Source organism: Acinetobacter sp. WCHAc060033 (genome assembly GCF_004209125.1).
Classification (GTDB): Bacteria; Pseudomonadota; Gammaproteobacteria; order Pseudomonadales; family Moraxellaceae; genus Acinetobacter; species Acinetobacter wuhouensis.
In genome coordinates this window covers 1-26,834 of record NZ_SGSW01000045.1, presented here as the reverse complement: position 1 = coordinate 26,834, position 26,834 = coordinate 1, and the positions used below count along the sequence as shown (strand labels likewise).

At 35.2% G+C, this 26,834-nt stretch carries 24 protein-coding genes and 1 pseudogene; 13 read left to right on the top strand and 12 right to left on the bottom strand.

Annotated elements, in window-relative coordinates; all coding sequences use genetic code 11:
* Positions 1-635: 635 nt before the first annotated feature.
* The 3 genes from EXE10_RS21730 to EXE10_RS16740 form a co-directional block, all read right to left on the bottom strand.
* Positions 636-899, bottom strand: coding sequence for a hypothetical protein (locus EXE10_RS21730; RefSeq protein ID WP_171285020.1), 264 nt, complete (start codon positions 897-899; stop codon positions 636-638).
* Positions 900-1,193: 294 nt separating this feature from the next.
* A complete protein-coding gene (locus EXE10_RS16745; RefSeq protein ID WP_130114130.1) occupies positions 1,194-2,105 on the bottom strand; it encodes a ParB/RepB/Spo0J family partition protein in 912 nt (303 codons plus the stop codon).
* Between the two features lie 11 nt (positions 2,106-2,116).
* The gene (locus EXE10_RS16740; protein ID WP_078194342.1) at positions 2,117-2,893 is read right to left on the bottom strand and encodes a ParA family protein; all 777 of its coding nucleotides are present in this window, start codon (positions 2,891-2,893) and stop codon (positions 2,117-2,119) included.
* A gap of 943 nt (positions 2,894-3,836) precedes the next feature.
* Between EXE10_RS16740 and EXE10_RS16735 the strand changes: the two genes are divergently transcribed.
* From EXE10_RS16735 to EXE10_RS16725, 3 genes are all read left to right on the top strand, one after another.
* On the top strand, positions 3,837-5,015 hold the full coding sequence (locus EXE10_RS16735; protein ID WP_104442428.1) for a replication initiation protein: 1,179 nt from the start codon (positions 3,837-3,839) through the stop codon (positions 5,013-5,015).
* A gap of 422 nt (positions 5,016-5,437) precedes the next feature.
* Positions 5,438-5,908: a helix-turn-helix domain-containing protein gene (locus EXE10_RS16730; RefSeq protein WP_130114129.1), complete on the top strand. Its 471-nt coding sequence runs from the start codon at positions 5,438-5,440 to the stop codon at positions 5,906-5,908.
* Entirely contained in the window at positions 5,909-6,124 is a 216-nt protein-coding gene (locus EXE10_RS16725) for a hypothetical protein (protein ID WP_104442430.1), read from the top strand.
* Positions 6,125-6,838: 714 nt separating this feature from the next.
* On the opposite strand, the pseudogene EXE10_RS21955 reads toward EXE10_RS16725, so the two are convergent.
* Positions 6,839-7,541 (bottom strand): annotated as a pseudogene (locus EXE10_RS21955) (IS5 family transposase); the annotation flags it as partial.
* Between the two features lie 778 nt (positions 7,542-8,319).
* Between EXE10_RS21955 and EXE10_RS16710 the strand changes: the two are divergent.
* The 4 genes from EXE10_RS16710 to EXE10_RS22160 are packed head-to-tail and all read left to right on the top strand — an operon-like array spanning position 8,320 to position 14,506.
* A complete protein-coding gene (locus EXE10_RS16710; protein ID WP_000911011.1) occupies positions 8,320-8,784 on the top strand; it encodes a hypothetical protein in 465 nt (154 codons plus the stop codon).
* Between the two features lie 12 nt (positions 8,785-8,796).
* Positions 8,797-11,136, top strand: coding sequence for a hypothetical protein (locus EXE10_RS16705; RefSeq protein ID WP_002058482.1), 2,340 nt, complete (start codon positions 8,797-8,799; stop codon positions 11,134-11,136).
* A gap of 4 nt (positions 11,137-11,140) precedes the next feature.
* On the top strand, positions 11,141-14,338 hold the full coding sequence (locus tag EXE10_RS16700; protein ID WP_130114128.1) for a site-specific integrase: 3,198 nt from the start codon (positions 11,141-11,143) through the stop codon (positions 14,336-14,338).
* Between the two features lie 60 nt (positions 14,339-14,398).
* Positions 14,399-14,506: a hypothetical protein gene (locus EXE10_RS22160; protein WP_372551473.1), complete on the top strand. Its 108-nt coding sequence runs from the start codon at positions 14,399-14,401 to the stop codon at positions 14,504-14,506.
* Between the two features lie 144 nt (positions 14,507-14,650).
* Here EXE10_RS22160 and EXE10_RS16690 read toward each other — a convergent pair whose 3' ends face one another.
* The 6 genes from EXE10_RS16690 to EXE10_RS16665 form a co-directional block, all read right to left on the bottom strand.
* The gene (locus tag EXE10_RS16690; RefSeq protein ID WP_000550047.1) at positions 14,651-14,869 is read right to left on the bottom strand and encodes a hypothetical protein; all 219 of its coding nucleotides are present in this window, start codon (positions 14,867-14,869) and stop codon (positions 14,651-14,653) included.
* Between the two features lie 4 nt (positions 14,870-14,873).
* Positions 14,874-16,169, bottom strand: a complete 1,296-nt coding sequence (locus EXE10_RS16685; protein ID WP_001190354.1) for a Y-family DNA polymerase — start codon at positions 16,167-16,169, stop codon at positions 14,874-14,876.
* A gap of 14 nt (positions 16,170-16,183) precedes the next feature.
* Positions 16,184-16,810, bottom strand: coding sequence for a LexA family protein (locus EXE10_RS16680; RefSeq protein ID WP_000038641.1), 627 nt, complete (start codon positions 16,808-16,810; stop codon positions 16,184-16,186).
* 111 nt (positions 16,811-16,921) lie between these two features.
* The gene (locus EXE10_RS16675; protein ID WP_005245165.1) at positions 16,922-17,563 is read right to left on the bottom strand and encodes an SOS response-associated peptidase; all 642 of its coding nucleotides are present in this window, start codon (positions 17,561-17,563) and stop codon (positions 16,922-16,924) included.
* Between the two features lie 246 nt (positions 17,564-17,809).
* Positions 17,810-18,916, bottom strand: coding sequence for an ImmA/IrrE family metallo-endopeptidase (locus EXE10_RS16670; protein ID WP_002046586.1), 1,107 nt, complete (start codon positions 18,914-18,916; stop codon positions 17,810-17,812).
* Between the two features lie 12 nt (positions 18,917-18,928).
* Positions 18,929-19,639, bottom strand: coding sequence for a hypothetical protein (locus EXE10_RS16665; RefSeq protein WP_001052588.1), 711 nt, complete (start codon positions 19,637-19,639; stop codon positions 18,929-18,931).
* Positions 19,640-20,496: 857 nt separating this feature from the next.
* Between EXE10_RS16665 and EXE10_RS16655 the strand changes: the two genes are divergently transcribed.
* The 3 genes from EXE10_RS16655 to EXE10_RS16645 all read left to right on the top strand — a co-directional run bounded on the left by EXE10_RS16655 (position 20,497) and on the right by EXE10_RS16645 (position 23,058).
* Complete coding sequence (locus EXE10_RS16655; RefSeq protein WP_104442433.1) at positions 20,497-21,210, top strand: phosphoribosyltransferase; 714 nt, start codon at positions 20,497-20,499, stop codon at positions 21,208-21,210.
* Positions 21,211-21,603: 393 nt separating this feature from the next.
* A complete protein-coding gene (locus tag EXE10_RS16650) occupies positions 21,604-22,803 on the top strand; it encodes a tyrosine-type recombinase/integrase (RefSeq protein ID WP_000059658.1) in 1,200 nt (399 codons plus the stop codon).
* Positions 22,804-22,836: 33 nt separating this feature from the next.
* The gene (locus tag EXE10_RS16645) at positions 22,837-23,058 is read left to right on the top strand and encodes a hypothetical protein (RefSeq protein WP_005403786.1); all 222 of its coding nucleotides are present in this window, start codon (positions 22,837-22,839) and stop codon (positions 23,056-23,058) included.
* Between the two features lie 252 nt (positions 23,059-23,310).
* Here the strand turns inward: EXE10_RS16645 and EXE10_RS16640 are convergent, their stop codons facing one another.
* Positions 23,311-23,562 carry a hypothetical protein gene (locus EXE10_RS16640; protein ID WP_004778093.1) on the bottom strand — a complete coding sequence of 84 codons (252 nt, stop codon included), beginning with the start codon at positions 23,560-23,562 and terminating at the stop codon, positions 23,311-23,313.
* Positions 23,563-23,697: 135 nt separating this feature from the next.
* Positions 23,698-24,276 (bottom strand): hypothetical protein, encoded by a 579-nt coding sequence (locus EXE10_RS16635; RefSeq protein ID WP_227556962.1) that lies wholly within the window; start codon positions 24,274-24,276, stop codon positions 23,698-23,700.
* A 686-nt stretch (positions 24,277-24,962) separates the two neighbouring features.
* Between EXE10_RS16635 and ureE the strand changes: the two genes are divergently transcribed.
* The 3 genes from ureE to ureG are packed head-to-tail and all read left to right on the top strand — an operon-like array spanning position 24,963 to position 26,730.
* Positions 24,963-25,445: an urease accessory protein UreE gene (ureE, locus tag EXE10_RS16630; RefSeq protein WP_004778090.1), complete on the top strand. Its 483-nt coding sequence runs from the start codon at positions 24,963-24,965 to the stop codon at positions 25,443-25,445.
* The gene (locus EXE10_RS16625; protein ID WP_004778087.1) at positions 25,432-26,097 is read left to right on the top strand and encodes an urease accessory protein UreF; all 666 of its coding nucleotides are present in this window, start codon (positions 25,432-25,434) and stop codon (positions 26,095-26,097) included. The genes ureE and EXE10_RS16625 overlap by 14 nt, the downstream gene beginning before the upstream one ends.
* 18 nt (positions 26,098-26,115) lie before the next feature.
* On the top strand, positions 26,116-26,730 hold the full coding sequence (gene ureG / locus EXE10_RS16620) for an urease accessory protein UreG (RefSeq protein ID WP_004778085.1): 615 nt from the start codon (positions 26,116-26,118) through the stop codon (positions 26,728-26,730).
* Positions 26,731-26,834: the final 104 nt, after the last annotated feature.

Here is a 26,834-nt window from a genome sequence, read left to right as displayed (position 1 = left end):
GCCTTTCTAGATTATGAAGATTAATAATAGGGTTCTTTCATAAGTCATTCTTTATTCAGTTCTAGGTTATAGATTCCAGTAATAGAATGGGATCTATAACCTAATATTTTGCCTCAATTGCGATATCGCTAAGCAATAAATTTGAATTTTTTCAAACCGCCAAATACATTCACAAGCCCAATTTTTTCTTTTATTGTAAATGCAGCATCAAAATTCTTAGTTATCCTCCAATGTTATATAAGTGGTTAGGACAAGTTTTAAGTATTATCTCTTTCACAGGCACAACTTTTGCGTCTATTACAAGTTATATAATTTGCATATAATCGAAGCTAATCACTATAAGTTATATTTTTTAATTTTAGAATGATTTTAGTGACCAACTCCAGATCAATCTATTTCTAACAAATCCAAAAATAATTTAGATTTTGTTGACATTTCATAATGGTAACCAGATAAAGATACAGGCTAAAGCAACGGAGTTTTCATAGTTCCGCATTAGCCTGTCATACCGATTGGCAGTTCATCGTAAATATTTTTTAATCTTGTTAATGCATTTTCCATTGAATACCTGATTTTATATAAACACCAATCCATATGTTGATTACTAGATTTAGACTTACATTTTTTTAGTATATTTACTTTGGTTTCGGTTTTCTCAATTTTTCTCTAAATAATTCTGAATTATAACTCCTATCTGCACACAAAATTTCTTTTCCTTTAAATCCAAATATCAAACAAATAAGATGCACTTTCACATCATGGGTCTTGCTATCATTAAAAATAGATTCAATAGGATTTCCATCCGCATCCACAACTAAATAGATTATAGAACTATTTCCACCAACGTTATTAGAAATAGCTTGGTCTTTCACTCCTGCCTTATGTTGATGCACTCGCATATGAGAGGCATCAATAGAAACCTATTCTTGATTTGCATCATTTGATATTAATTTAAAGACTTAGACCATTGATTATGCGCCAGCATTGTTGGAATGCATAACAAGTAGGTATGTGGTTTGTCGATTGAATTTTACTTTCTCACTATTTTTTTATACAGCAAATGTCAACAGCACCTAACTTTTATAAATATATATTATAAAAAAATTGTTTTTAATTAAGATTAATTTTATTACTAGGTATCCCCAAGATTATACTATCAGACATATTTTAAAGAAAAGAAGTGTAGCAAGTTGCTACACTTCTTGATTTTTCTCTACCAACTCTTTCAATAGATTTTCTAATTTTTCTAAACTAGCATCATCAAAATGAGAAATTTTTAAAGAAACCTTTAATAACTTATCATTAAATTTAATATTTCCAGCAACTTTCCCAGCATATTCAATTTTTTTTACAAGCGATGTTGATGGAGAATCGTTATTATCTTGAACTAGATATTTCGTAGCTTGTGCAACAGCCTTAGTTTGCTCAAGTTGGCCATTCTTTACTTTTGTCCAAACAGTTAACAAGGCTTTTTCAGCACGTTGTTTTATTTCGTCGTGATCTGCAAGAAATTTTTTAAAAGCTGTTGCAGCAGTTCGACCTAATAACTGGGGCTCATTTACCAAATCATTCAACATGGCTTTAGGCAACTTTTCAAAAGATAAATATTTATACATGTCTTCGCGATTTAAGCCTAAAGACTTCGCTAAACGTTGTTTATTTTTCTTTAAATTTTCATCCAAACCTACTAGACCTATATAGATTTCGAAGTCTGTTAAATCCTGGCGTTTTAAATTTTCAGCTAGTGTAAGTAGTGAAGCTTCTTCATTATTTGCATCAATAATAATGGCTTCAATGGTCGATTTTTTTAGAATTTCATGCGCACGTAATCGACGTTCACCTGCAATTAGTTCAAATTTTAAATTTTCAAGTTTACGAACAGTGATGGGTTGCAACAAACCAACTTCATCGATCGATTCAGCCAGTTCTTTGATTTCCTGCTCATCAAATTTTCTACGCGGTTGATAAGGACTCCGTGAAATGTCTTCAATGGGGACATTTCGTCTAAATTCCTTTAATTCCTTGATATTATCTTTTTGAGCTAATTGATGCTTTTGAGTATTTTGTTTCAGCTTTTGAGCTAAAAGTTCTTTTGCAGTTGCCATAAAATTCTCAATCAGTTAACTTTAGCTAAAACTTCTTTAGCTAAACTTTCAAAAGCCTTTCGAACCTTTCCACTTTTGTCTAGCTTAAGTAAAGACTGCTGCATAATTGCGGCTTGATTTACTTTTGTACTTTGTGGAATAGTCGTTTCCATAATATAGCCCACTTGCTTAAATGCTTCATCACGAATGAGTTTACAAACATTTTGTCTCTCATCGTGCTTAATAAGTAGTGCACCTAATAATTGTAGCTCCGGATTGATTCGCTTTATTTTTTCTAAATGATTAAGTAAGTCTGTAACACCATATAGACCATATTGTGAGCCAGATTCAATCGGGATAATTACATGTGTTGAAGATGCTAAAGCATTACTCGTCAATAGTTTTAAACTTGGAGGGCAGTCAATTAAAATAAAATCATAAAGATCTTTTAATAGTTCTAATTTTGTAGTGAGTTCTTCTGATGGTCTTGGCGCATCTTCTTTTAATTGGTCCTCAGTTTTTCCTAAATTGAGAGAACCATAAATTAGTGAAACATTATCAAAATTAGTATCTTCTTCTAAAGCGTCAGTAAGTAATGAGACATCACCTACTAATAACTCAGCGGTTGTTACTCCAACTTCACTTGGATGTTTTAAACCAATATGCAAGCTAGCATTTGCTTGAGGATCTAAATCAATCACAAGCACTTTTTTTCCTAAGTTTGCTAGCTCAGAGGCTAAATGAACAACTGTTGTTGTTTTACCACAACCACCCTTGTGATTCGCAACAGCAATAATTTTTGCAGACATACTTGTCAAATCATTCTATATTTAAAATTACTATTAATATAAATAACTTTGGGCTAAGTTACTACACCTTTTAAATTTAAAACAGTCATTTGTATAACGCTAAAGCAATTTTAAATTTAAAGTTTTATATAGCTAGCTTATTTAATAATTAATAGTAATTAATAATTAAGTTAATTAATAATTAAGTTGATATTTTTCATTTAAAAACAATACCATATCAACTTTAAGGTGGAGGGTTTGTCATCTTAAAGTGGAAGAGTTGTCTTCTATAAGTGGAAAGATGATCACTTAAAAGTGGAATATATGTCACTGTAAAGTGGAGTATTTGTCACTTAAAAGTGGAGTATTTGTCACTATGGTGGAATGTTTTTCACTGTTAATTATAAAATATATGTATTATCATTTAAAACATATATAAAACAATTATTTATGATGTTGATAACTTAATGAATTTAAGTGCAAGAGTGGAAAAAAAATCACTTACAAAAATAATATTGTGGATAAAGTTGCAAGGCTTTTTTTTACTACACCATTTTTTGATATATTCATTGATCTAAGAGTGGAAAGAATTTCACGCACTCACCCTAGAATGCAGATATTTTGTTCTTATGACTAAACTCGATATTTTTTTTCAGTGATCTGCGTTTTTAAAGGTGGAAAACTTGTCATATCGAAATAGGTTAATTGATTATTTAAAATCCATTATAGGTGTTTATTCATCAATCCGTATTTCTATAAAGAATCAAAAACATCTAAAAGTGGAGTATTTGTCATCTTGGAGTGGAATTTAAAAATATATTTCCACTTTAATGGATTTTTACCTAAATTTGGTGACAAGTATTCCACCTTAGGTTTTTTTAGGTGAAAGTGTTGAATCTTTTTCCACTTTTTTATATAACATGCATAATCAAGTTAAGCACACTTAAAATAGTTAATACACTTTATGTCAGAACTAAGCCATAACAAAGAAGAGCTGGATTCAATCCCGTACTGCATAGGTAATATTCGTCACAATGGGGTTGTAAGTACTAGCAATCGTTTGATACGACCTATTGAATTGTCAGCGAATGAATATAAAGCACTTTTATATGCGATGGCTGTTGCCAATTACGGTGAGAAGAATCATATCGATAAAGAGATTAGTGAACAAACATACATCTATTTGTATAAAGATGATTTAGCTGAATTACTGGGATTAAGTAAGCGAAATTCAATTAATGTAGCCATTGATCGAATTTACAAAGAACTTTCATCCCGTGTGGCGCACTTTGTAATTGAAGAACCTGTAGATGATATAAAGAAAAAGACTAAAAGAGTTCACTCGGTTGTCCCTATTATCCGTGAGTTAAGATGGGAAGATGATTCAAAGAATGCACTTCAAATCAGATTTACCAGTGAAGTATTACCTTACTTTACTCAATTAGCTGGTGGTAATTTTACTACATACCAACTAAAACATTTATTTGCTCTAGATTCAGTTGCAAGTATGAGTCTTTATACCTATTTCATAAAAAACGAATTCAAATTTAAGACTCAAGAAATCTACGAAGTTCCATTATTATTAGAGAATCTCAAAGCTCTAATTGATATAAATGAAACTAAATATGACCGTTGGGTCGATTTTCGACGTTATGTATTAGATAAAATTGTAGCTGAAATTAATGAAAACACCGATCTACAGTTAGAATATGAAACAATTAAAAAAGGACGCCCTATTGTAGGCGTAAAATTTAAACTACATCATCGTGGTTTTGAAAAGCCTGTAATTGAAAATAAAAAGGCCGAAAAATTAAAGATCTACTTAGATGTTCCATTTGAAGATAATGCTGAGGTAAAAGATCTAGGTGCAAAATTCGATACCACTGTACGTTCATGGTATATTTTTAATGATGATGCTAATTATTTACAGCTTGAAAAGTGGTTTAAGACTGTAGGTTGCCTCACAGACTCTCAAGCAAACGTTGTTATCAATGATTCATTATTTCAAATGGATTTTGCTGAAGTAGGAATGAGCTTAAGTGACTTTAAGAGAAAAATGAAAAATAAATTGAAAACTGATAGTAAATTTGTGGAAGACATTAAGGATCGTCTAAATGAAATTTTCGGAAAGGATATTATCTAGGAGTGTAGCAACTTGCTACACTTTAATTGGCTATTCTTAGTTCAAGAAACCACTTATAACTTTAATTAGCAAAACAGTTATATTGAGCGTTCATTTCAACTTCATATTATTCAACTTTAACTACTTAAAGCATATATCTGATTGAGTTTACAACATGCTGATCTAATTCATAAACGATCTGTAGGTTAAAGGTGATAAGAGTATTTTTTGAAATAAATATTGAAATTAGATAAAGTGGATTTTATCATCGAAATGATTGAATATTAAATTTAAGATGAAAAATGGCGATCTAGTAGTTAATATGTTGAAGGAATTCTATTTAAATCACCATTTTTCTAAAGAATTAATTTATAAATCTTAGATTCTCAAATGAAGTGCAACAGAGATTAAATTATTGTAAAGAAGCAAGATAAGCTAGCATTTTGCTTCCGACCGACCAAAGTCAAAGTTGTATCATGGACTATACTCATCTTACCCAAGAAGAAAGATATCAGATTTCTACATTGTTACGTGAAAGATTTTCTAAACGTTACATTGCTTGGAGACTGAATCGTTCACCTTCCACTATTTCTAGAGAAATTAATCGTAATCGAGCGAGAAATGGTTACTTCGCTAAACATGCTAATCAACTCGCTTTAAGACGCCATTGCTCCAATCCCAAAAGAATCCCTCATGAAATATGGACACTTGTCATCTTTTATCTTGAACTCCAATGGAGTCCTGAACAGATTGCATCTCGTGGTCAGCTGGCTAATCGTAAAAGCATTCATGATAGACCGATTGAGATTGAACAGCGTCATCGTTTTGGTGATCTAGAGATAGATACGATTGTGGGTAGGAATCATCAGCAATCATTGGTCTCGATTGTAGATCGCAAGACAGGTTATTTGTAGTTGAAGAAGTGTAGGTCACGCAAAGCAGAGGAAGTTTGCCAAACAACAATCAGTTTACTTGAGCCGATTAAAGATCAGCTCAAAACGATTACCGCTAATAATGGTAAGGAGTTTAGTCTGCATGAATATGCAGCTCAAGCATTAGAAATAGATTGGTATTTCGCAGATCCTTATAGTGCTTGGAGCAAGGCAAAAATGAAAATACCAATGGCTTAGTCAGACAATACATTAGAAAAGGAAGGAACTTAAATCAGTATACAGATGAATACATCTCAGAAATCACTGATCGTATCAATCATAGTCCAAGAAAAAGACTCGGCTTTAGAAGTCCGAGTCAGGTATTATGGTAACAGCATGGTGTTGCACTTCAAATGCTAATCTAAGAATAGAATAAAATTTCATTTTTATTTGCATAAAATATTTATAGATACTTGTTTTTAAGCATGTAAAAAAAATTGGACGAAGCTTTTTTTTAAAGCTTTCTCAATAATATAATTTAAAGATGAAGAAGCCTGCACCTAAAATCTACGTCCTTGTATTTTCAAGCACTAATCAAGCAAAAAATTGATCCTAAGATCCTATAAGCACAGCTAATAGGCTTGCTCTGACGCAATCACACTTATTCTGATAAATGGATTCAAGGCTGCTTAAGGATTAAATTTCTATTTAGATTGTCTATACAGATGCTTACTCGCTTTGTCCACAATCTGATTAAACTTGATAGTTAATGGACTCATAATCCGTTGGTCGACAGTTCAAGTCTGTCTGGGCCCACCATATAAAACAACCACTTAGGTGCATTAATCCTAAGTGATTTTTTTGTTTTTAGATTCTGGTAAGCAAATGGTAAGCAGCTTAAATCAACATTATTTTTAACAGGCTTTGTTGTATAAAGACTTTAAAGATAGAATTTACTGTAATTACTCAAATTCAAGTGAAAACGTGGGTATGGGGGCGATCTAATTCTGTAAATTTATTTAAGACGGCTATACGTGCATTAATCTCATTGATCTGACTGTCAAAATTCCTTGTGCTGAGTTTATCGCCTAATAATTTGATGCAATGCATCTCGGTTTCGACCAAGTTATCGCCGTTGATGCCATAGACCACTTTTTCCAAATGCTTATCACTAGACGCTTGACCATTTCAATAATTTATTCCTCTCTATATATTTCGTTCACTTGCCTTTCCAAAACTTTAAACTTTTCCTTAGTAGAATCACCGTATGTGTTTTTAGGTCTAAAATCACGTGTTGGGAGTGTTTAATGTCATAAGCCTGTCTGTATAGGCAGAGTCGATATCTATAGGAATTTGAGCAAGTAAGTTTCTAAATGCTTGTGAATCACTGACATCGTTGGCAGTTACTGTACAGTACTTGTTTCCAGGATTTTAGCATCTATATCGATATGTAGCTTAAGCCACTGCCGCTGATATTAAGGCTGATGCTTCGTACGTTTCCAATTGCTTTTACTTAAAAATTTCAAGTCAGTACAATCGACAATTAGATGCAGTCCATTGCTGCTTTTTTAATAGTTAATTGCAATATCAATATGCTTTTGTTTTCTACATAGGGTGGAGTATCTTGCGTTGAAAAATTCAAGCTAGATAGCCTAATAAGCTTTGAACCAAACCCAATTGAGATATTCCCTAAACCGATTCAGAGGAGATTATAAGAGTGTCAATTGCTTGTATGATAAATTTTAGGTGTGAGCTTATTCATTTGGAAATAGTATTGTTGAATAAGCTCCCAGAATGAGTTTATGCGATAAAGCCACTCTATCCTAGAATCTGTTTATATAGATTTACAAGGTTCTCATCTATGCAAGGAATTAAATGATTGATTTTAGGGTGAGCAATAAGATCAGCTTCAGTTCTTTTAGATTTTTCTCGAATTTCAATAGTCCAATTCCTATCTCTGTATTGTCGCCAATTTAATTTAATTTTAAGAGGACGATTATAGCCCTTTAACTCCATAATGAATATCTGATCACATATTTCATCGAATAAAAATATGTGTGAGCGCTCAAGATAATCATGTCTTTTTAGCAGCAATTCCAAAGTATTTATAATAAATGAACAGCAATCATTTACTAGACTTGTACTGCCAATACTATAACCCCATTGATGTAATAAATATAATGCACACAGGCTATCTAAAGATCCATATTGAGCTAATTTTTCTAAATCAGATTTATTAAAATCTTTTATATGTCCATTTATTATTAAATTTTCAAATATATAATTAGGATAACAGAAAACTAAAAAAAAGTGGAAGAATTTTTAAAATTTAGACCACCCATGATAAGTAAACCATATGTATTTGTTGATAATTGTAATTTTGAGAAAATTTAGTTGATAAATTAAATGAATTTTAATATACAAAGATATGCTCATTTTTTATATCGATAAAAATGTTAAAATTTGACTATTTAGTAAAAAATATAGAGATATTTATGGGGCAATTTATCATGCCCTTTTGCTTTGAGCGACAAAATGTTCAATTTAAGATAGTAAAAATTAACTCAGAACTACTGAAAATCAAAAAGATTAAACAGAGCCAGAAAGTAGTAGTACAAGCAAAGTTCAAAATAATCTATGTGAAAATTTGGCAAAAAATATTGCTATTAATGCAAACGGAGCCATGCTTACGTGTACATTCTAATTATGTTGCAATCTTACAGTTGATACATAATCTTGATGATTTTATCGAAAAATCACAGCAACACTTGTGCTTTGAGAGAAAAGCTCAGAAAGAGCTGGATGCTAAATTTTTTGCTAGATTTTTTAAGCTGACAAAGAGTTCAATAAAAGATCAACTTTTACCAAATTGTTCAGATCGTAATGAATTTAACCAATGCAATTTGATAAAAAATTAAGCGAAAGCGAATATGCCAAAGATTGAAACAGAAGAGCAATTCTTAGATTTAGCAGAAAAATTCCAAAAAGATTATTGTTTATTACGCAATCATGTTGTGAATACACAATTTGTCGATCTATCAGATGATTTACGTGAAAAAGCCCATGCTCTATATAAGGAAGCACAACAGATATATGGCTATATATCTAGTTCTAGACAATTAGGTAAATATTATTATCTAGCTTCTTTAAGTTATTTTGCATGCCCGACTACTAGTAATACTCAAGAGCTGTCGTCTGAACGTTATTTGATTCTACAAGCGAGTTTTTTAACATATCGGCAGTATCAAGAATTTGCAAAAATTGATAAAGCTGAGAATAAGCAAAAACATGTTTGTGATCTCTTTCGCTATGTATCACGATATGTTCTGGATTCTAATCATGCTGAATTATTTCAAGAATGCAGTGAGCTACTAAATCGCTATGTCATGTACGAACGTAACTTGAAAAAGGAGGATCGTAATCAACTTTTTAATATTAAAGATTTCAAACAAGTACAAGCCATAGAGTATTTATCGGCTCTATTAATAATTTTTAAAAGACTTGATGATCGTCGTGTTGTTCATCGTCAGCGTAAGTCAAAAAAAAGTAAAGTTTTGCAATGGCCGACGAAAAATGAACTCAAAAAATTTCGTGAAATTAAAACGGGTAAGCAAGTAGATATTGGACATAACGCAAAGATCAGTATTTATGATGCCGCTCTTCACAAAGATGAAGAGGGTGAAGTTGATCTATTAGATCCTGAAATGGAGTTTTATTCAGAAGATGAAAAGTCTAAAAATTTAAATTATATACTCAGCGATAATGCGACGCATCTAATGCGGCATCGCCAGCGCCGTCATGCTCCTTTTGTTACAAATCCACATTATTTGGCGCCAGATATACTGAAGCAAATTGTTTATGTGTTGAGAACCGAGTTATCCGGGCACTGGAGGGATGCTGCAATCGCTGCAGCATGTTTATTGTCACTTTTGACGGGATTATCACCCGTCGCACTGATGGATTTTAACGAGCTTATTCAAGATGGAATTTTGATCCAGAATGGTTCAAGTAGACGTCGCGAATATTTACTCAAATTAAATCTTAAAATTACAGAGCAGAAGATTAAGAGCTTAAATCATGTGCGGTGGAATGAAGTGATGACACATCAACTACATTTACCTTCTGCTTGGTTTGACTATATAGAACAAGCATCGAATCCACTAATTTCATCAACACACATTAATACGAAACTTAAGAATTGGCTTGATAATCGGTTTGTAGGTTCGATCACTGTAGAAAAACTGCAGGCTCAATTATATTTTCATATATATTATGAAACATATAATGAATATCTTGCTCATGTAATTGCTGGGCGGGATAGTCAGCATCACATGCCTGGTATCTATTATGGCGGGCTACCGAAAACTCAACTCAGTAGCACATATCTAGCCTTTTTAGAAAAAGCACTTACACCACATTCCACACATTTTACTGAAGACACGGCTGAACTAAAAATATTGCAACAACAATTCAAAGTGCAATCTGCATTATCTATAGGAAGGATAGGGAGCCAACTGGCACTTGAACCCAATTTTGTGAAAGAGCAATTCCATATTTTACATAGACATTGTCACGAAAACATCCAAGAAGATAAGCACATTATTAATCAACTTAATGCATATGCGTGTTGGATGTGGCATATCAGTTTGTTGAGTTTGGCAAGTCGGCCTAAAAAAAACCTGTTGGGGAATTTGGATGATTATTGTGTTGAGCTCAAGCTTTTATATGTGAATGATAAAAAAAATAGTAAAGCAAGAAAAGATGGTCGTTTTATCCCTTTATCTGATTTTTTCATAAAAACACTGCAAAATTACACTGCCTTTTTAGAACAAATTATTGAAGCGTACGGTTCATTTTTTAGACAAGTCTTTGCAAAGAAGAAGATAACTGTAAATGATCTTTTTGGTAAGGTCATTTTTAGTAAAGATATCTTGCCGATAACTGTCAAAGAATGGCAGAGCAGGAAAATTAAGTTAATCCCTTTATCGAGAAAATGGGTGAATTCATATATGCAAGGAGTCTTTCCAAAGAATATGTATTCGAATTGGTTACGTCATTTTGACATGAACTTTTTGATGCATGAGCAGCAAGAGGGTAAACCAGCATTAGCTTTTCACTTAATTCAGGCCCTGTATGGTCATGACCAACGTGACCGAGAGGCTTTTCATCCGCATTCTTCACTTATCCCGAATGTCTATGTACAGCAAGCCCGCCAGCAATTGCAAGATAATGTCAAATCTTTATCGATTAAACACTTAGAGCGAAAATAGTTGTATGCAAAAAATCAAAGAACTAATAAAACCACAACTAGATGATCTATTTGTTGATATTCATAAAATGGTGAAAAAGTCGCTAGATAGACAGCCTTCTCCACCTGAAGTATTGACGAAAGAAATGCAGCAAAAACTTGATCAGCAGATCGCTGAAAAATGGCATGACATTAAAGATAGTGTTGATTGTTTGAGTCAAAAGTTGAGCCGAGACGAACAATCAAAACTGATGCAATTTACTGAAGATGAATTTAATAAAAGAAGGAAGCAATTCAACCAGAATGTAGATAAAAAATCATACAGAATTAAGCTAAATCCACATACTAAACGGATCGTACTGCCTAGAAAAATTGAGAGTACAGAGTCACGGTTAGAACAGGGGCATCTACATATCCATGTACTTAAGGAATTAAGGCAGTATTGGCAAGATTCATTTGAATATTGGAATGAACCAAAGTACTTATGGGGAAATTTATGCTTAAGTTTTATATATATTTCAGGCTGTGCAGATGAACAGCATTTGATTGCTATTCAGAAGCAATTGCAGGAGGCCATTGAGCTTGGTACAGATCTGAATTGTTTTCGGTTATACCATTCGGACTACAAAAAAATCACTAATCCATTGTTACTACATTATCGTGTTGAAAACTCTCAATATGGCAACGATGTAGAACAGGGAAAGTTGTACCAATGGAAACATGTTTTTTTTAACCCATATGCGCAGTTCATTTTGCAATATTTAAAAAAGTTGAAAGCTACTCAGAAAGAATTTTGTCTGCAACATTCAGTTGAAGATTGTATTTTAGAAAGCTTGAGTAAGATAGGCAGGAAAAAAAGTCTTGGGGATCTGCAATATCAAATTAAACGCCGTGGATTTCGTGCATTTAATGATGTGCAAATGGTACTCGAATTTAATCCAAACCTCAGCATAGATATATTTTTGAGTAATGTGCTTCAGCAAGAGATTAATACTGTTGCTTTAAGGCCATCCGAATTTAGATTGCTGTGGAATAATGATTACAATCAAGTCACAGAACCAGATAATCGCCCTATTCATTTTGAACAAGAGCAGTTACTTCCTGAAGTTCCGACTGTTCAAAGCAAATTACAAACGATTCCGTATGAGTTGATGTTGTTTGGTCAAAAGAAACGTAAAGGTCAAAAAGTTGAGCGTTTAGATAAAAAGAGGAATAAAGAAGAACGCACGCTACGTTTTTGGCAAGAAACTAGAAGGGTGTTAGAGGAGAAGATAGTTGATGCTAATACGGAGGAAAAGTCTTTAATTGATGCTCAACTACGCTTAATTCACTGGTTAATGCATTTAAAAAAACGAGGGCTTCAATTATCAACTATTGAAAGCTACTTAGGATCGTTTGGCAAAGAATTTATATTTGAGATTTGGCTCAATAAATTAGATTTAAAGCAACAATCCATAGATGACTATGAGGATTTATATCGGCAGCTATTGAAATACAGCAGTGAACGTGATGAAAAAGCAGTTCAACGAGATTCGGTGAAAGGAAAAACCTCTCGTAAGATGCACCAAAGCGCAGAATACCGTTTTGGTCGCCTAAAAGATTTTCATCAATTCTGTATAGAGAATTATGATGCTCCAGGGGTATTGGTGTTACAGAATTCAAGTTTTAAGCATTTACAAATTTGCAATGCACGGCTAGTGAGTCCTTTGCTATTTGGCAAATTATTGGAAAAACTAGAAAATTTAAGTCAAGAGCCAACGGCATCAGAGTGGGTCGATCATCTGAGTTGTTTAAAGCTGATGTATTTACTAAGTTATAGAACTGGACTTCGATTAAATGAAGTTCGTTGTCTTAAAATACAAGATATTATTTGCCCAGAGCTACTTTATAAAGAAAAAGAAAATACAGTTTTTAATAATATCACGCTTCATATCCAAGACAATTCATATCGCCGTCTGAAAACGCGAAGTGCGAATCGTCAAATACCATTGAAAATTGCATTGTCAGAACATGAGTTTTTAGTAGTACAACGTTACATACAACATCGTTATGAGCAATATTTGGTTAATCAGCAGGATGATCTACTTTTTAGTGTGAATCATCGTGTATTAACTGATCAATGTATCAGCAAAATTACAGTAGATTTGTTTAGTCAAATATTAGGTATGCATCATGGCTTTAGTTTTCATACATTACGCCACAGTGCTGCTAACTATCTAGCAATAACTTTGCTCGGTTCAAAAGAAATGATCAAGACCTACACAGATTGTCCTTGGGTAAAAGCAAAAAAGATGAGAGATTTATTGTTTGGTATGAAAGCACGTGCTCAAGAAGAGATTATTCAACATAAATGGCAGGTGCTCGCCTCTTGGATGGGGCATAGCAGTATTGAGCAAACGGCTTCAAATTACCTTCATGTTTTGGATTTATTAGCAGTCGATCGAATTTATAATTCGCCGTGTATCATTTCAAAAAAAGTATTAGAACAGTGTTTTAGTCCAGTGAAGTCAAGTACAGACTACATAAACCTAAATCGTTATACTCAGCAGCAGAAATGGTTTAATTCTTATCAGCAAACACAGCCAGTTACGATGGCTGGCCGACAAGAAAAGAAGTTTAGTATAGAGAAGAGTACTCTGACACCTTTTCAACGTTTGATAAGTTTTAGAGAAGGTCGTTTAAGCGAAGATACCCAAGCTCAAGAATGGATGCAACGATGTCAATGGATGAGCACTAAATGGATGGATCGCCAAAAATTTAATTTAAAAACGAATTATGTTTATAGTAAGAATTTAGAAGAGAGTTGGTTTGATGAACTTTACGAAAAGGCTAAAAAACTGACTCGTCCAGATGAAATAATTCCTCTCCTTGATTTTCATTATAAAGATGATAGGCAGCAAGATGCACTGAAAGAAAAGAACATGGTTAAGGCGCTTAAAATATTATTATTTGGAAAACTGCGTAAGAATTTTCTACATTTTCAATGCCGAATGAAAGGTGATGAGCAACAAATTGTTAATTTTATTAATGGTATAGAGCCAATGTTAGGAGATCATCTGTATTTAGAAAAACAAAACTACCCAGTTAATTTGGATGCTCCTGAGCGAACCGTTAAATTTAGTTTTCAAAGAGTTGTCGGCTCTAACAAAAAAAATGTTACTCCGCTGGTTATATTTAATTTAATGTTAAAAATGATGCAAAAAGATGAACTCTGGATCAAATAGCCTAAGCATGTTAAAGGGGAATTGTTTAGAAATTTCCCTGTTTATAAGTAAACTGCCTTTATGAAAAGCACCATGCTGACTTGGATTAATAAGCGGAATGTAGTATCACAGTTTGATCGCTGGATTTACGAAAATGGTGTGAAGATTAGCGGTATGGTAAATCGATGAGCTAAAGTGTTGTAGTCCAAACTCGATCTGACAATTACCCATTTTTTAGTGTGCCCGTCAGGTTAAATTTGAACTGAATTTTTCTCAGCCCAAATTCATTTCCAATCAAGTTATGTTTCAAGTGGCGTGCGAACACTGCACAATTTAATTCACGGTGCCTAAGACAGGTATCAACTTCGGACCAGCCATTCTAGCTTTGCTAATGATTTCCACCAGCTCATCATAAGTCAGTTCAAACTTATCCTCACTATCAAATACATAGACCATATTCTTGCCTTCATGTTCAGGTGGAGTAGGTGGTACAAATCGTTTCGGGATAAGAATTTGTGCGAGTTGTTCGTCAGTTAATTTAAATAAGTGCATGTTTTTATCCTACTCTTGGTAAGTCAGACCATTTGGTTAAATACGAAGGTGATCTAAGGTTTTGATTCATGTGCCATGTGGCTTCTTTATTGTTGGCAATGCCTAGCGTGACGAGATTCTTCCCAAACCGTTCACTGATGGCTTCGATGGCATCTGAAAGCCTTTCTCGCTCTTGCTTATGTGAATAGTCCGTGAATAGATCGGGCACAAACTTGGATTGATCTGTAATTTCGAGCAGCACGATTCCCGCCTTTTTATACTTAAAGCCTTTCTTAAATATCTGATCGATGCCTTTCATCGCGGCCTTGGTGATGAGCAGTAGATCATCCGTATGCTCATGCATTTGAACGACGATGTAAGGCGAGTAGCGCTCTGTATTATCAAAGCGACTGGTTTGGATATACACGCCGATCATCTTGCAGATTGAGCCATCTTCCCGCATTCGTTTCACGGCTCTGGCCACATAAAGCCGAACCGAAGCTTTAATGTCATCCATTTCATACACTGGGTTGCCATATGAACGGCTGCTGATGATTTGCTTCTTCGCTACAGTATCATCACTAAGGTCAATACAAGAAAGGCCCTGTAGCTCAAGCACCGTCTTTTCCATCACGATACTAAACTGCTTTTTGATTTCTTTAGGATTGGCATTGATCAGATCCAGCACAGATTGAACACCCATAGTATTGAGCTTCTTACAGTTCTGTCTGCCTACGCCCCAAACCTCAGACACATCAACCTGCGCGAGTAGCGTTTCTGTAGAGCATGGGTCCATATGGGCCAGATTACAGACCCCATTGAAGAACTTGTTTTTCTTGGCGAGATGATTGGCAATCTTGGCTTCGGTTTTAGAGCGACCAATTCCAATACAGCAGGGTAGGCCTAACCAACGCCAAGCCTTAGCCCTCATGTCTTGAGCATATACAGTCAGGTCAAATAGATGCTCGTAAGCTGTGAGCTTCAGAAAGCATTCATCAATGGAATAGACCTCTTGATCTCCTGGTGCAACATAGTCCCCAAGCAGCTCCATAAAGCGCTTGGACATTTCGCCATATAAGGAGAAATTACTGGATAGCACCTGAATGTTATGTTGTTTGATCAGCTCTTTAATTTGGAATACAGGAACACCCATCTTGATGCCTAAGTCTTTCGCTTCCTGGCTTCTGGCCACGGCACAGCCGTCATTGTTGCTGAGCACAATGGTTGGGCGATCATTCAAGGCAGGATTAAACACACGCTCACACGAGACGTAGCAATTATTCACGTCGACTAACGCGAATATTTCATTTTCACTTTGCATGGTTATTCTTCTTTTTATGAGCGGTGATAAATACGCTTTAAATTAAAAGTCACCACACCCCAGATTGATATGGTCTGACTATCATCAGGAATGATGTGATTGTAATTCGAATTTTCAGCCTTCAACCAAAGTTCTGGAAGCGGATAATCTTCATCTCCAAATATTTCTTTGATTTCAGACTTGGACATCTTATTGGTGATCATCAGCCGCTTAATGGTCGAGGCATTGTCATCAATCAGGGCAACCACGATATCGTAATGCTTGGCTTCAATACTGCGATCAATAATGATTGGATCATTAATCTCTAGGCCAGCATCGAGCATGGATTCACTGTCTACATAGGCAATAAAAGTAGAAATAGGGTTGTGAATCAGGAACTCATTCAGATCGAGTGCTTTGTCTTGCTCATCCTTGGTGCTGAAGGCCGGACCTGCAGGAATACGCTCTAAAGAGACGGGAATAGATACTTTGGATTTGGGTAGGACAGCAGTAAGCCCTAATTTTTCAACAAGCTCATTTTGAACAGCGATTTGTTCAAGCACGGTGTTGATGGTAGGACTTGGTTTACCCTCTGGACCCATGAGCTCTTGTAAAGATGACCATGCGTCGTCAGAGAAGTAAATAGGCAACTTCTTAGACATGAGATACTCCTACGCTACGAGGCGTGTTTGGAAGTAGAATTTGTTTAAATAGGATATTACTAACAGCGTTTAAAATTCAAATTTAAAAAGTTGTGGATAAACAAGGATGCGTCAGAATAAGACGTTTTGTTTCTGCTCATCGCGTGGAAATGTGACGAATTCATCGGGCATTTGAAAGAAATATTCATGCGCATGTTCATGATCGGCTGTTAGCCAGTCTTTTCTGTACTGTTCTGGAATAACGATGATGGATCGCTTCTCATCCTTCGGTGCATGGAATTGTTTCATAAAAGGGTGATGGTCCGAATTGATGGTCAACATTGAAAAGGAACGTACCTTATTGCCATTAATCACTGCATCATCATAGATCCCTGCAACAGTAAAAGGCTGATCATCTTTACGCTTGATGGTGTACCAGTGTGGCTTGTCATTGATGTATTTCGGCTCATAAAATTCTTGTACTGGGACTAGGCAGAACTTGCTGTACTTCCAAGCATGTCGAAAGCTAGGCTTATCTGCTACAGACTCAGTTCTGGCGTTATAAGTATGACTGCTGAACTTCAATTCTTTCGCCCAGCTCGGTAGTAATCCAAACTTTGCAATATCAAGCTCTAAGTGATCTGAGCCGTTCAGAATGATTGGAGCATGATAGGAAGGGAATACATGATCCTTAAGCTCAAGATCAAACTGGCTTGTATCGACACCTAAGAGTGTCAAATTTCTTTTATTTGGAAATAGGTAATTTGAGCACATAGCCTGATCACATAACTAAAGAATTTATCTGAAATTGTATACGATGCTTTATGGAACACATGGGATTTATGGTGTCAGTTCAAGTAGGCTATATGAAAAAAGTCATGATGGGGCAAGTTACATTTTCAGTTAAAGTATGACTTATGGGATGCAAAACTACGTTGGGCGTGAAGTCATAAAAAAATTAATCAGGATTTTGCATAAATAGTGCGCCGTAAGGCGCATTATTTTTAAGGAAGGTTTGTATTACTCGACAATATATAACTTATGTTTTTTCTTCGGGGGCTCAACTTTAACTAAAGCATCAAATGTTAATTGATTAAAATCTTCTTCAGAGATTCCAATTTCATCAAGCATTTTATTTTTATCAAAAGATGGTTGTGAGGCTAAAACAGAGATAATTTTGGGCAACATCAAACTCTCATCTCGATGAGTTTCTTCCGGTTCATTAATGTTGTAGCCCAACGAATTGATCTTTATAGAGTTACTACGATTAACCCAATCACTAACTAATCCCAGCTTGTGAGCTTTATAGTTAATAGCCTTCAGGGATGTTCGCCAAATCTTTTTATACTCAATCATATTTTCTAGTGAAAAATAGCGTGGAGCAGTAGAAAGAAATGCATCTGTTGGCATTAAAAATTCAGATGAAAATTGATCCGCTTCAGTTTCGAGAACACGATTATCTTTCTCGACACGAATTTTTTTGTTATGCGTATGCATAACGATATGACCAAGTTCGTGTGCACAATCGAAGCGGGCTCTTTCGGCAGACTTAAATGTATTTAGAAATATGAAAGGGCTACCACTTTCATCATCAAAAAAAGATAGTGCATCAATTTCTCGAATTTCAGTCGGTAATCTAAAGACACGGATTCCCTTTAGCTCACACAACGAAACAATGTTATTAATAGGTTGATTACCTAAAGCCCATAAACCTCTCAACTCTGACGCTAGGTGATCGGCATACTTAGATTCACCCAAAAACTCAGTAATATCTAAATCAGGACGGTGAAAAGTAGGTAACTTTACTTTCTGATTTAAGTACTTGTTAATATTTATTGCTAAAAGAGTATATGCCTCATTAGCTTTTCTATGCTGTGCTTTAATACGAGCAACCGATCTATAGAAGATTTGGTCTGTTTCATGTGGTTGTGTGTCATTACCTGCAAAGAATGACTTGGGTAAATTTAATACACGGCATATATCATCTTGATCATTTTCATTGATTTCTTTATCCACGTCTAAAAGTTGCTTTACCTTAGAGATAGAGCAACTCAATTTTTCTGCGAAATCGGTATTGCTAAGTCCTCGTAATTCTTTAGCAATACGTAAACGATCTTTATTAAACACATTAACCTCAGATTAAACTACAAGCTGAATATCAAAATCATCTGGTTTAATTTCATTAGATGGTTCCAATACTGGCTTAGGATCAGTTTTTACAGGAACTGTATTATCTATTTCAAATGCAATTCTGCAAGTATGGTCACTTGGTAAAATTGAAATTTTTTTCGCTTTTAAGTCCTGTACGAAGCTAGTTGGGTATGCAAATTCAAAAGGAATATTTGGGATATCAATGTCTTTATAGGCTGGATGTGATGCTGAAGGAAAGTATAAAATCCATGTTCTCAATTTTGTCTCATCATCATAAGCAGACTGATTCTCCTTAATATTATTTAATGTCATTAATCCTTTTTCACAGTGTGCTGATACAACTTGATCAGCTAACCCCAATGCAATATTCCCGCTCATAAAGATAATTTGTATTTTCTTTACTGTATTCTCAATTCTTGGCTGGCTGTCATTGTGGAATATCCAAGCAGGATCAGATTGTCGAAGCAGTAAAGCAATCTGTTCTCCAATTTTTCCCCATCGTGCAATAAAGCGTGCACGGTTATAGTGAGTATTTGTTCTATAGTCAGCATCACCGATCATAATTGCGTTTCTGACTAACTCGAGATCAGGTAATCCTAACTGTTTAGCTTTTTTGATAGCATTTTCACCTTTGAAAAAATCACATGGCGTGGGTTCAGAAGGTTGGATTGATTCTTCATCAAGGAGATTTAAATTCATCTTAAAAGTTATCCTAAAGTAGCGAATGTCTTTTTTATAACATCTTTTGATGTTTTAAAAAAGACATTTTTATAAATGTGTGCTATCTTCACTTACAACTTGATAATAAGAATTTTGGAGAAGAGACGTTGAGTAACTTATTCATTAATCATAAAAATTGTCCTGAATGCGGTGGCCGTATCAAAGGCTATTATTACTACTGTGGGCAGTGTGGTAGTCAAAATGTTGTAAACTGGAAGCACACGGGGATATTTTTGTTGATTGCTGGAAAGATTTTTCTGGTTGCTATGCTTTTTTTGCTAAAAAATTTTGTTCAAATCCATTTTTTTCACAAGTTTCATTGTGCTAATTTTTTAAATAATTCATAGAGGTTGATAGTAAAATGAAAGTTAAAGATTTAATTAAATAATTAGAAGAGTTTGATCTGGAATTAGATGTTTTAATTGCTAATGAAGAGAACAAAATCATTGGCATAAAAACCCTAGCCCGATTCTTTGAAATAAGCTATGTTTCTTTTGTTTATCCAGAGACACAAAGAAATGATATGGAAAGAAATGTTGAATTTACCTTTTTAGGAATGTCGACTAAAGACTCTAGAGTTATTGTTTTTATTGACGTTGTTCCATAATTTTCAAGTAGTCAAAATGAGTATACAATATTCATGTGATGCAAGAAGATACAACTGGATAGGATGAGCCCATAAGTATTTGAAGCTGCCTCGTGTATGATCATGGGGACTGTCCAAACAAACGGCTTTTGAGAGTGCTGCCTGATACGAAAAATAATATCCAAGAGATGCTAGCGGTAAATTTAGTGTAAAATTTAATGCTAGCCATCATTAAAACTTATTTAAAAATATGAAGTTATATCGCACAGATTGGAATATGTTTCCTAAAACCGTTATTGACCGTGGTCTTGGAGATGCAACCTCTCATTACATGTATGAAGCTGCTAAAGCAGGGGATGTTGAAAGTGCGTATATTTTAGCTAAAGATTTAGTTTCGGATGAGGCGATTGCTGAACTAGAAAGAATTATCGATGGTCGGGAAACTATTATAGCACCTGTACATGCTGAGGAAGCAGTCGGTCGTAATATGATTCCTTTAGCTACTTCAGCAGTTATAGCAAAGAAACTTGGGCTTGAAGTTGATACGAATATAGTTCAAGCTATAAAAGTATCAAGAACTGGCGGTGATGGGTGGCATAGATTAGCCAACCCACCAGCATTTGATGGGACAATAAACAATGATAAATGTGTTATTATTGTTGATGATACCCAGACCCAAGGTGGTACTTTTGCAGCATTAAAAGGTCATATTGAAACAACTGGGACGAATAAAGTTATTGGAGCATATGCACTGACGGGTAAACAATACTCATCACAATTAGCTCTAAGTAAAGAAACTCTTCAGCAATTGAGGGATGTATATGGTAATCTTGAAGCATGGTGGAAATCGATTTACGGGTACGATTTCGAAAGGCTCACAGAGTGGGAAGCAAAGTATATCCTCAACTCTCGTAAAACAGCTGACGAAGTCCGAGATAGAATCATTGCGTCAAAACAAACGTGATGCTTATGCACTTATGATGAAAATGAATTAATTATTATTTAATTAAGTTAAAAGACTGCTATATAGCGGTCTTTTTTTTTTTTGAGCTCTACAAATTTTAATGAGTACATATAGTTACTTTTATAAAAATGATAATAAAGGGTAGAGGAGGTCATCTAAGAATTTAAAGCACAAGACTTATTTAACATTGATGACAGAAAAAGTGAGTTGTTGGGAACTTAAAGAAGAGGTGGTACTTATAATGGTTACTAAAATACAAATACTTAAAATATTAAATATATAAAACAATATATTACAAATATATATGATGCGTAGTGTACGCATCATATATATTTTCTTCTATTTTGATATAATGGATCTCGTCAATCCGCTGATAGGTTTCATTTAAATTTCATGAGTCTTACTGAAATTAAAGTTCGCCAAGCTCATTGCAAGGAAAAAACTTGTTTTTTATCCGATGAAGATGGACTTAGCCTGAAGATTGAGCCGACTGGAAGAAAATCTTGGTGCTATCGCTATACAGATCCACAAACAAAAAAACGTCGCCGCATTCAGTTGGGGCTTTATCCTGATTTATCGCTGAAAAAGGCACGACAAGTCAAAGATGACTTTAAAGACAATAATTATTGTTTTGAGCATGATACTGTCTCTAATGTCATCACCTTTCGTAAGGTAGGGGAGGAGTGGCTGCAGTTCAAACTGAAAAATGCATTTAATGATTCACCCCGCTGCGGTGTACTACAGTTAGCAGAAAGATGTTTACAGCAAGATATTTATCCAGACCTTCAGGATTTACCTTTTCAAAACATCAAGCGTTATGACCTGGTTTCAGTAATCAAAAAAATAGAGGGACGCCAAGTAAAAGAACCTGTCAAGAAAGCTTGTAGTTATTTGAACCAAATTTATGACTACGCTGTAGCGATGGGTTATTGTGAATTCAACATCGCGCATGGTTTAAATAAAATCGCCATTAACAGTAAAATCAAGAAGAATTATCCGTATTTGAAAGCGGAGGATATATCAGATTTTAAGAAAAATTTATTAAAATTGGATGCCCATCCGATTATTAAAAAAGCACTGCTGTTCAAATTACATACTGGCGTGCGAGGGGCTGAATTGTTATTGGCTGAGCCTCATCATTTTGATTTAAATGAAAAAATCTGGAAAATACCTGCCTTGCATATTAAACAGTTTCGACGAAAAGTCATATTAGGCCATGAGATTCCCGACTTCTTAGTTCCACTTTCAGATCAGGCTTTAGATATTTTAAAAGACGTCATGCAATGGTCATACGGTGAAAAGTACATTTTTGCTAGCCCACGGAAACATAATCAACCGATTCATTTTAATACATTAAATATGGCTATACGTAAGATGGGCTATGGAAAACATCAATTATCCTCTCATGGACTACGTTCCACTTTTAGTACCATTTTGAATGACTCAGGTTTGTTCCAGGATAACTGGATTGAGGCACAACTTTCACATATTGATAAGAACCGTACCCGTGCCAGCTATAATCACGCTGACTATTTAGCCCAGCGGACTGAAATGATGCAGTGGTGGGGTGATTATTTAAGTACTGCTAAGTGAAAATCGTACTTTTATACATAGACTTAAAACATTATGGGGTTTCAAATGGATAGTAAACAATATACTTGCCGTGTTACATGGTCAGCAGAAGATAATGAGTATGTTGGGTTGTGTGCTGAGTTTCCATCATTGTCTTGGCTTGATGCGGATCAGTCTAAAGCATTCTCAGGAATAGAGGAGCTCGTTGCTGATGTTGTCGCTGATATGATTAGCAATAATGAAAAAGTTCCTACACCACTCTCCGGGAAAATATAGTAGGCAGTTTGTTGTCCTTGTTCTCAGTGGTTCAACAAAAACTAACTCTCGAAGCCGCAGAACGTGGCGTGGACATAAATTGTTTAGTATCAGTAAAAAGAGCGATGTAATTTTAGTACGAGTGAGTGATAGAGCAGGAACTTATGCTTCATATATTCAGTAAATGGTATGTTTTTGAATTAATAGGTATTTTTAAATAAAGCTTTCTTTGATTTAGTGCTTTTTATTTAATAAATTAATTTTAAAAACAACTTAGGCTAATTGATAAACACTATCTGGAAAGATTGAAAGAAAATATTTTTTAATTTCTGCTAATTCATTTAAGGCAGGTTCCCTTTCAAGCAGTTGAAATGTCCAAATAAGTACAGCCTGATGATTATCATAGCAAGTATTTACTCCAAGAAAATTAGCCATTCCATAACTTCTATTGATGTTCATTTCTTTAATTAATTGATTTCCTAAGTCACGAGCTTGCTGGCTGATCAATAACTCATTTGGTAACACGGCGGTCATCTCCACAAAATAATCTAATGCAGGTTCAATCCTTATATTTAAAAAGTTATAATTTAGTTGAAATGGATAAAATATACTTTCTATAAGTTGTAATAACCTGCTGTAGGTTAATTTTAGCAAAGTTTTTCAATTTTCATGGTCTAAACTCCAAAATTGTGATGCGCATGGTTGTACGCTCGTGAGTGCTTTACATTTATTTTTGAGTGCTTGAATTCGTAGGTCGTGAGAGCCGTTGATTTGCTTCTGGCGATAAAGTAGCTGATTACGACTGCAATCGATTAACTTAGCGAGTAGGTCTCGAGAAAGACTGCATCTGGGTTTGTCATAAAGCTTTTGATTCACATCGTAAATTGCTTGTTTCGATAGAGACTGATTTAAGTTATGAAGTAGCTTATCGGGATTAAGAGCCTGTGGATTGATCTTGAGCTCAGTCATCAACTTAAAGAGTGTGTTGCTGAGTTGATATTGAACCTGAATGAGGTCTACATCAGCTTCTACAATGCTTCGAGCTTTGATTCGAATATTTTGTTGTTGTGCTATATAAACAAGAAGAAAGTTATCTGTTGCGAATAACTCAGCTGGAGCAGGTGCAGTAGCAGATATTAGGCTCACGTCATGTTGAAAGTGTGTTGGCAGTTGCGAGGCATTTAAAATCTGAGCGTAGCTTTGGTAAATTTTGAACAGAGGCGGGTAAGGACGGATCATGACCTCCTTTGTATAAAACGGTCTTTTATTGGCTAGCTGAGAATTTGCTTTTGTAGGCTTCATTTATTCGCCCTCCTGATTTTTTTAACTTAGATCAAGAAGTACAAAAAACTTTTAATTTTTATAAAAAGATCAAGAAAGTGGTTATAAATGTGGGCGGTTTTTGATGAATTTGAGAGGCTCAAAGCGGGTGGGAAATAGGGTGTATTTGGAATTTTTATTTTAAGTTATTGATTTTATTTGATGTGAATGTGGCTGGTTTCTTCGTGTTTTGTATTATCTCTGTGGTAGTTTAAATATGGCCCAAGGTATTGATGATGCTTTAGTAGAAATTTTAGGTGCTAAACAAATTAATGCCTTACGTAAGGCCGGTCACTACCGACGAGATGTGTATTAATGCTTAGCTAGATTGGCATAAATTCTATTTCTACAATCCTCCATCGATGGGGGGATTTTTTTATGGCCATCTGAATAATTATCGGCAATCACATATTTTTTAATAATTAAGATGTCTTGCACGAAGCAAATTTCAAAATAATTAGATAGACACGGCAAAAATAAAACGCTTGGCAAAATAAGATTGGCATGAATAGTGCATTATTTTAATGCAAATCATTCATTTAATGCTGAATTTAGCATCAATTTAGTTCACGAATCACGATAAAAGAAATTGAGATTGGGTATTTATGAAAATCTATACGGAAAGACTTGAGGGTAATGTCGTACAAGAAAATGTTGAGATAGTTGAACTGACATTTGATACACGACAAAAGAGCCGTTTTCGTGCAACTTTAGCTAACGGGCACGATATTGGTGCAGATTTACCCCGTACCGGCATTTTAAGGCACGGTTCATATATCGCAACTCAAGAGGGTGATGTACTGCGTGTCGATGCCAAAGCAGAAAAACTCATGAAAGTAGAAGCACCAAGCAGCTTTGATTTATTAAAAGCAGCGTATCACTTAGGTAATCGTCACGTCCCTTTAATGCTCACACCAACGGCGCTGTATTTTGAGCCAGATCATGTATTGGCTGAAATGATAATTGGACTTGGTTTAACGGTATATGAAACCATGCATCCATTTGAGCCTGAAAGCGGTGCTTATACACAGCATCAGCATGATCACAGATTAAGCCCAATTAAGGCTTTGCATCATGTTCACACCTAATGCTTCACAGCTTTTAAGTCTGTTGACTTTGTCCTCAACGGCACTACCAATTGGGGCGTACTGTTATTCTCAAGGGGTAGAAAGTGCGATTGATCAGAGCTTAATTTTTGATGAAACCTCGAGCATTACTTATTTTGAAGAAGTGCTTGAAATGCTTTTGGTACGGTTTGAGCTGCCCGTTTTGAAACGCCTAATAATATCTTTTGATCAGCCTGAGCAGTTTGAATACTGGGCGCAGTTATATAGAGCAAGTCGAGAAAGCAAAGAGTTATTGGCTGAATCACAGCAATTGGCATTTTCATTAAATGCGTGGATTCGTGATGTGCTGAAAAAGCCTGTGAAATTAAAAAAGCAGATCGGTTTCGTACCCATCTATGCGCATCTTTGTGGGCAACTCGAACTTGATGTTGCAGAGGTTTTGACTGCTTATACCTTTACCGTACTTGAAAATCAGGTGTTGGCTGCCGTGAAAACTGTACCACTTGGACAGATGAGTGGACAACGGATTTTATGGCATGTGCATGGGCTGATTCCAGAGGCAATTGAACGTGCTTTAGCACTGCAAGATGCTGAACTCAGTAGCGCCTTACCTAATTACGCCATGCTCAGTATGGCACACGAAACACAATATTCACGATTATTTAGATCTTAAAAATAAAGGACATTTCACATGACAGAACGTAGCCCATTACGCGTAGGTATTGGCGGTCCAGTTGGTTCAGGTAAAACAGCGCTTACTTTAAATTTATGTCAGGCACTGCGTGAAAAATACAATATGGCGGTGGTGACCAATGATATTTATACCAAAGAAGATTCCAACTTTTTAACACGCCATGAAGCTATGTCACCTGAGCGTATTGTTGGTGTAGAAACAGGTGGTTGCCCGCATACCGCAATTCGTGAGGACGCCTCCATTAACCTAGCGGCTATTGATGACCTGTGCGAAAAATTTGATGGCCTTGAACTGATCATTATTGAAAGTGGCGGTGATAATTTGGCAGCAACATTTAGCCCGGAACTTTCAGATTTAACCCTGTATGTAATTGATGTGGCGGGTGGGGAGAAAATTCCGCGTAAAGGTGGCCCCGGTATTACCAAATCTGATTTGTTAATCATAAACAAAACCGACCTTGCACCAATGGTTGGAGCAAATTTAGATGTGATGGATCAAGACGCGAAACGTATGCGCGGTGAAAAACCTTTTCTATTTTCCAATATGAAAACTAAAGATGGCTTAAATGACATCATCAGCTTTATTGAGAAACAAGGTTTGTTTAAAGCATAAGGGGCATCCACTATGAAGTTATTATTGCAAAGAATTACCTTCACATCGTTGGCATTCTTTCCCTTGGTAGCAATGGCGCATCCAGGCCATGAGCATAGCCATAA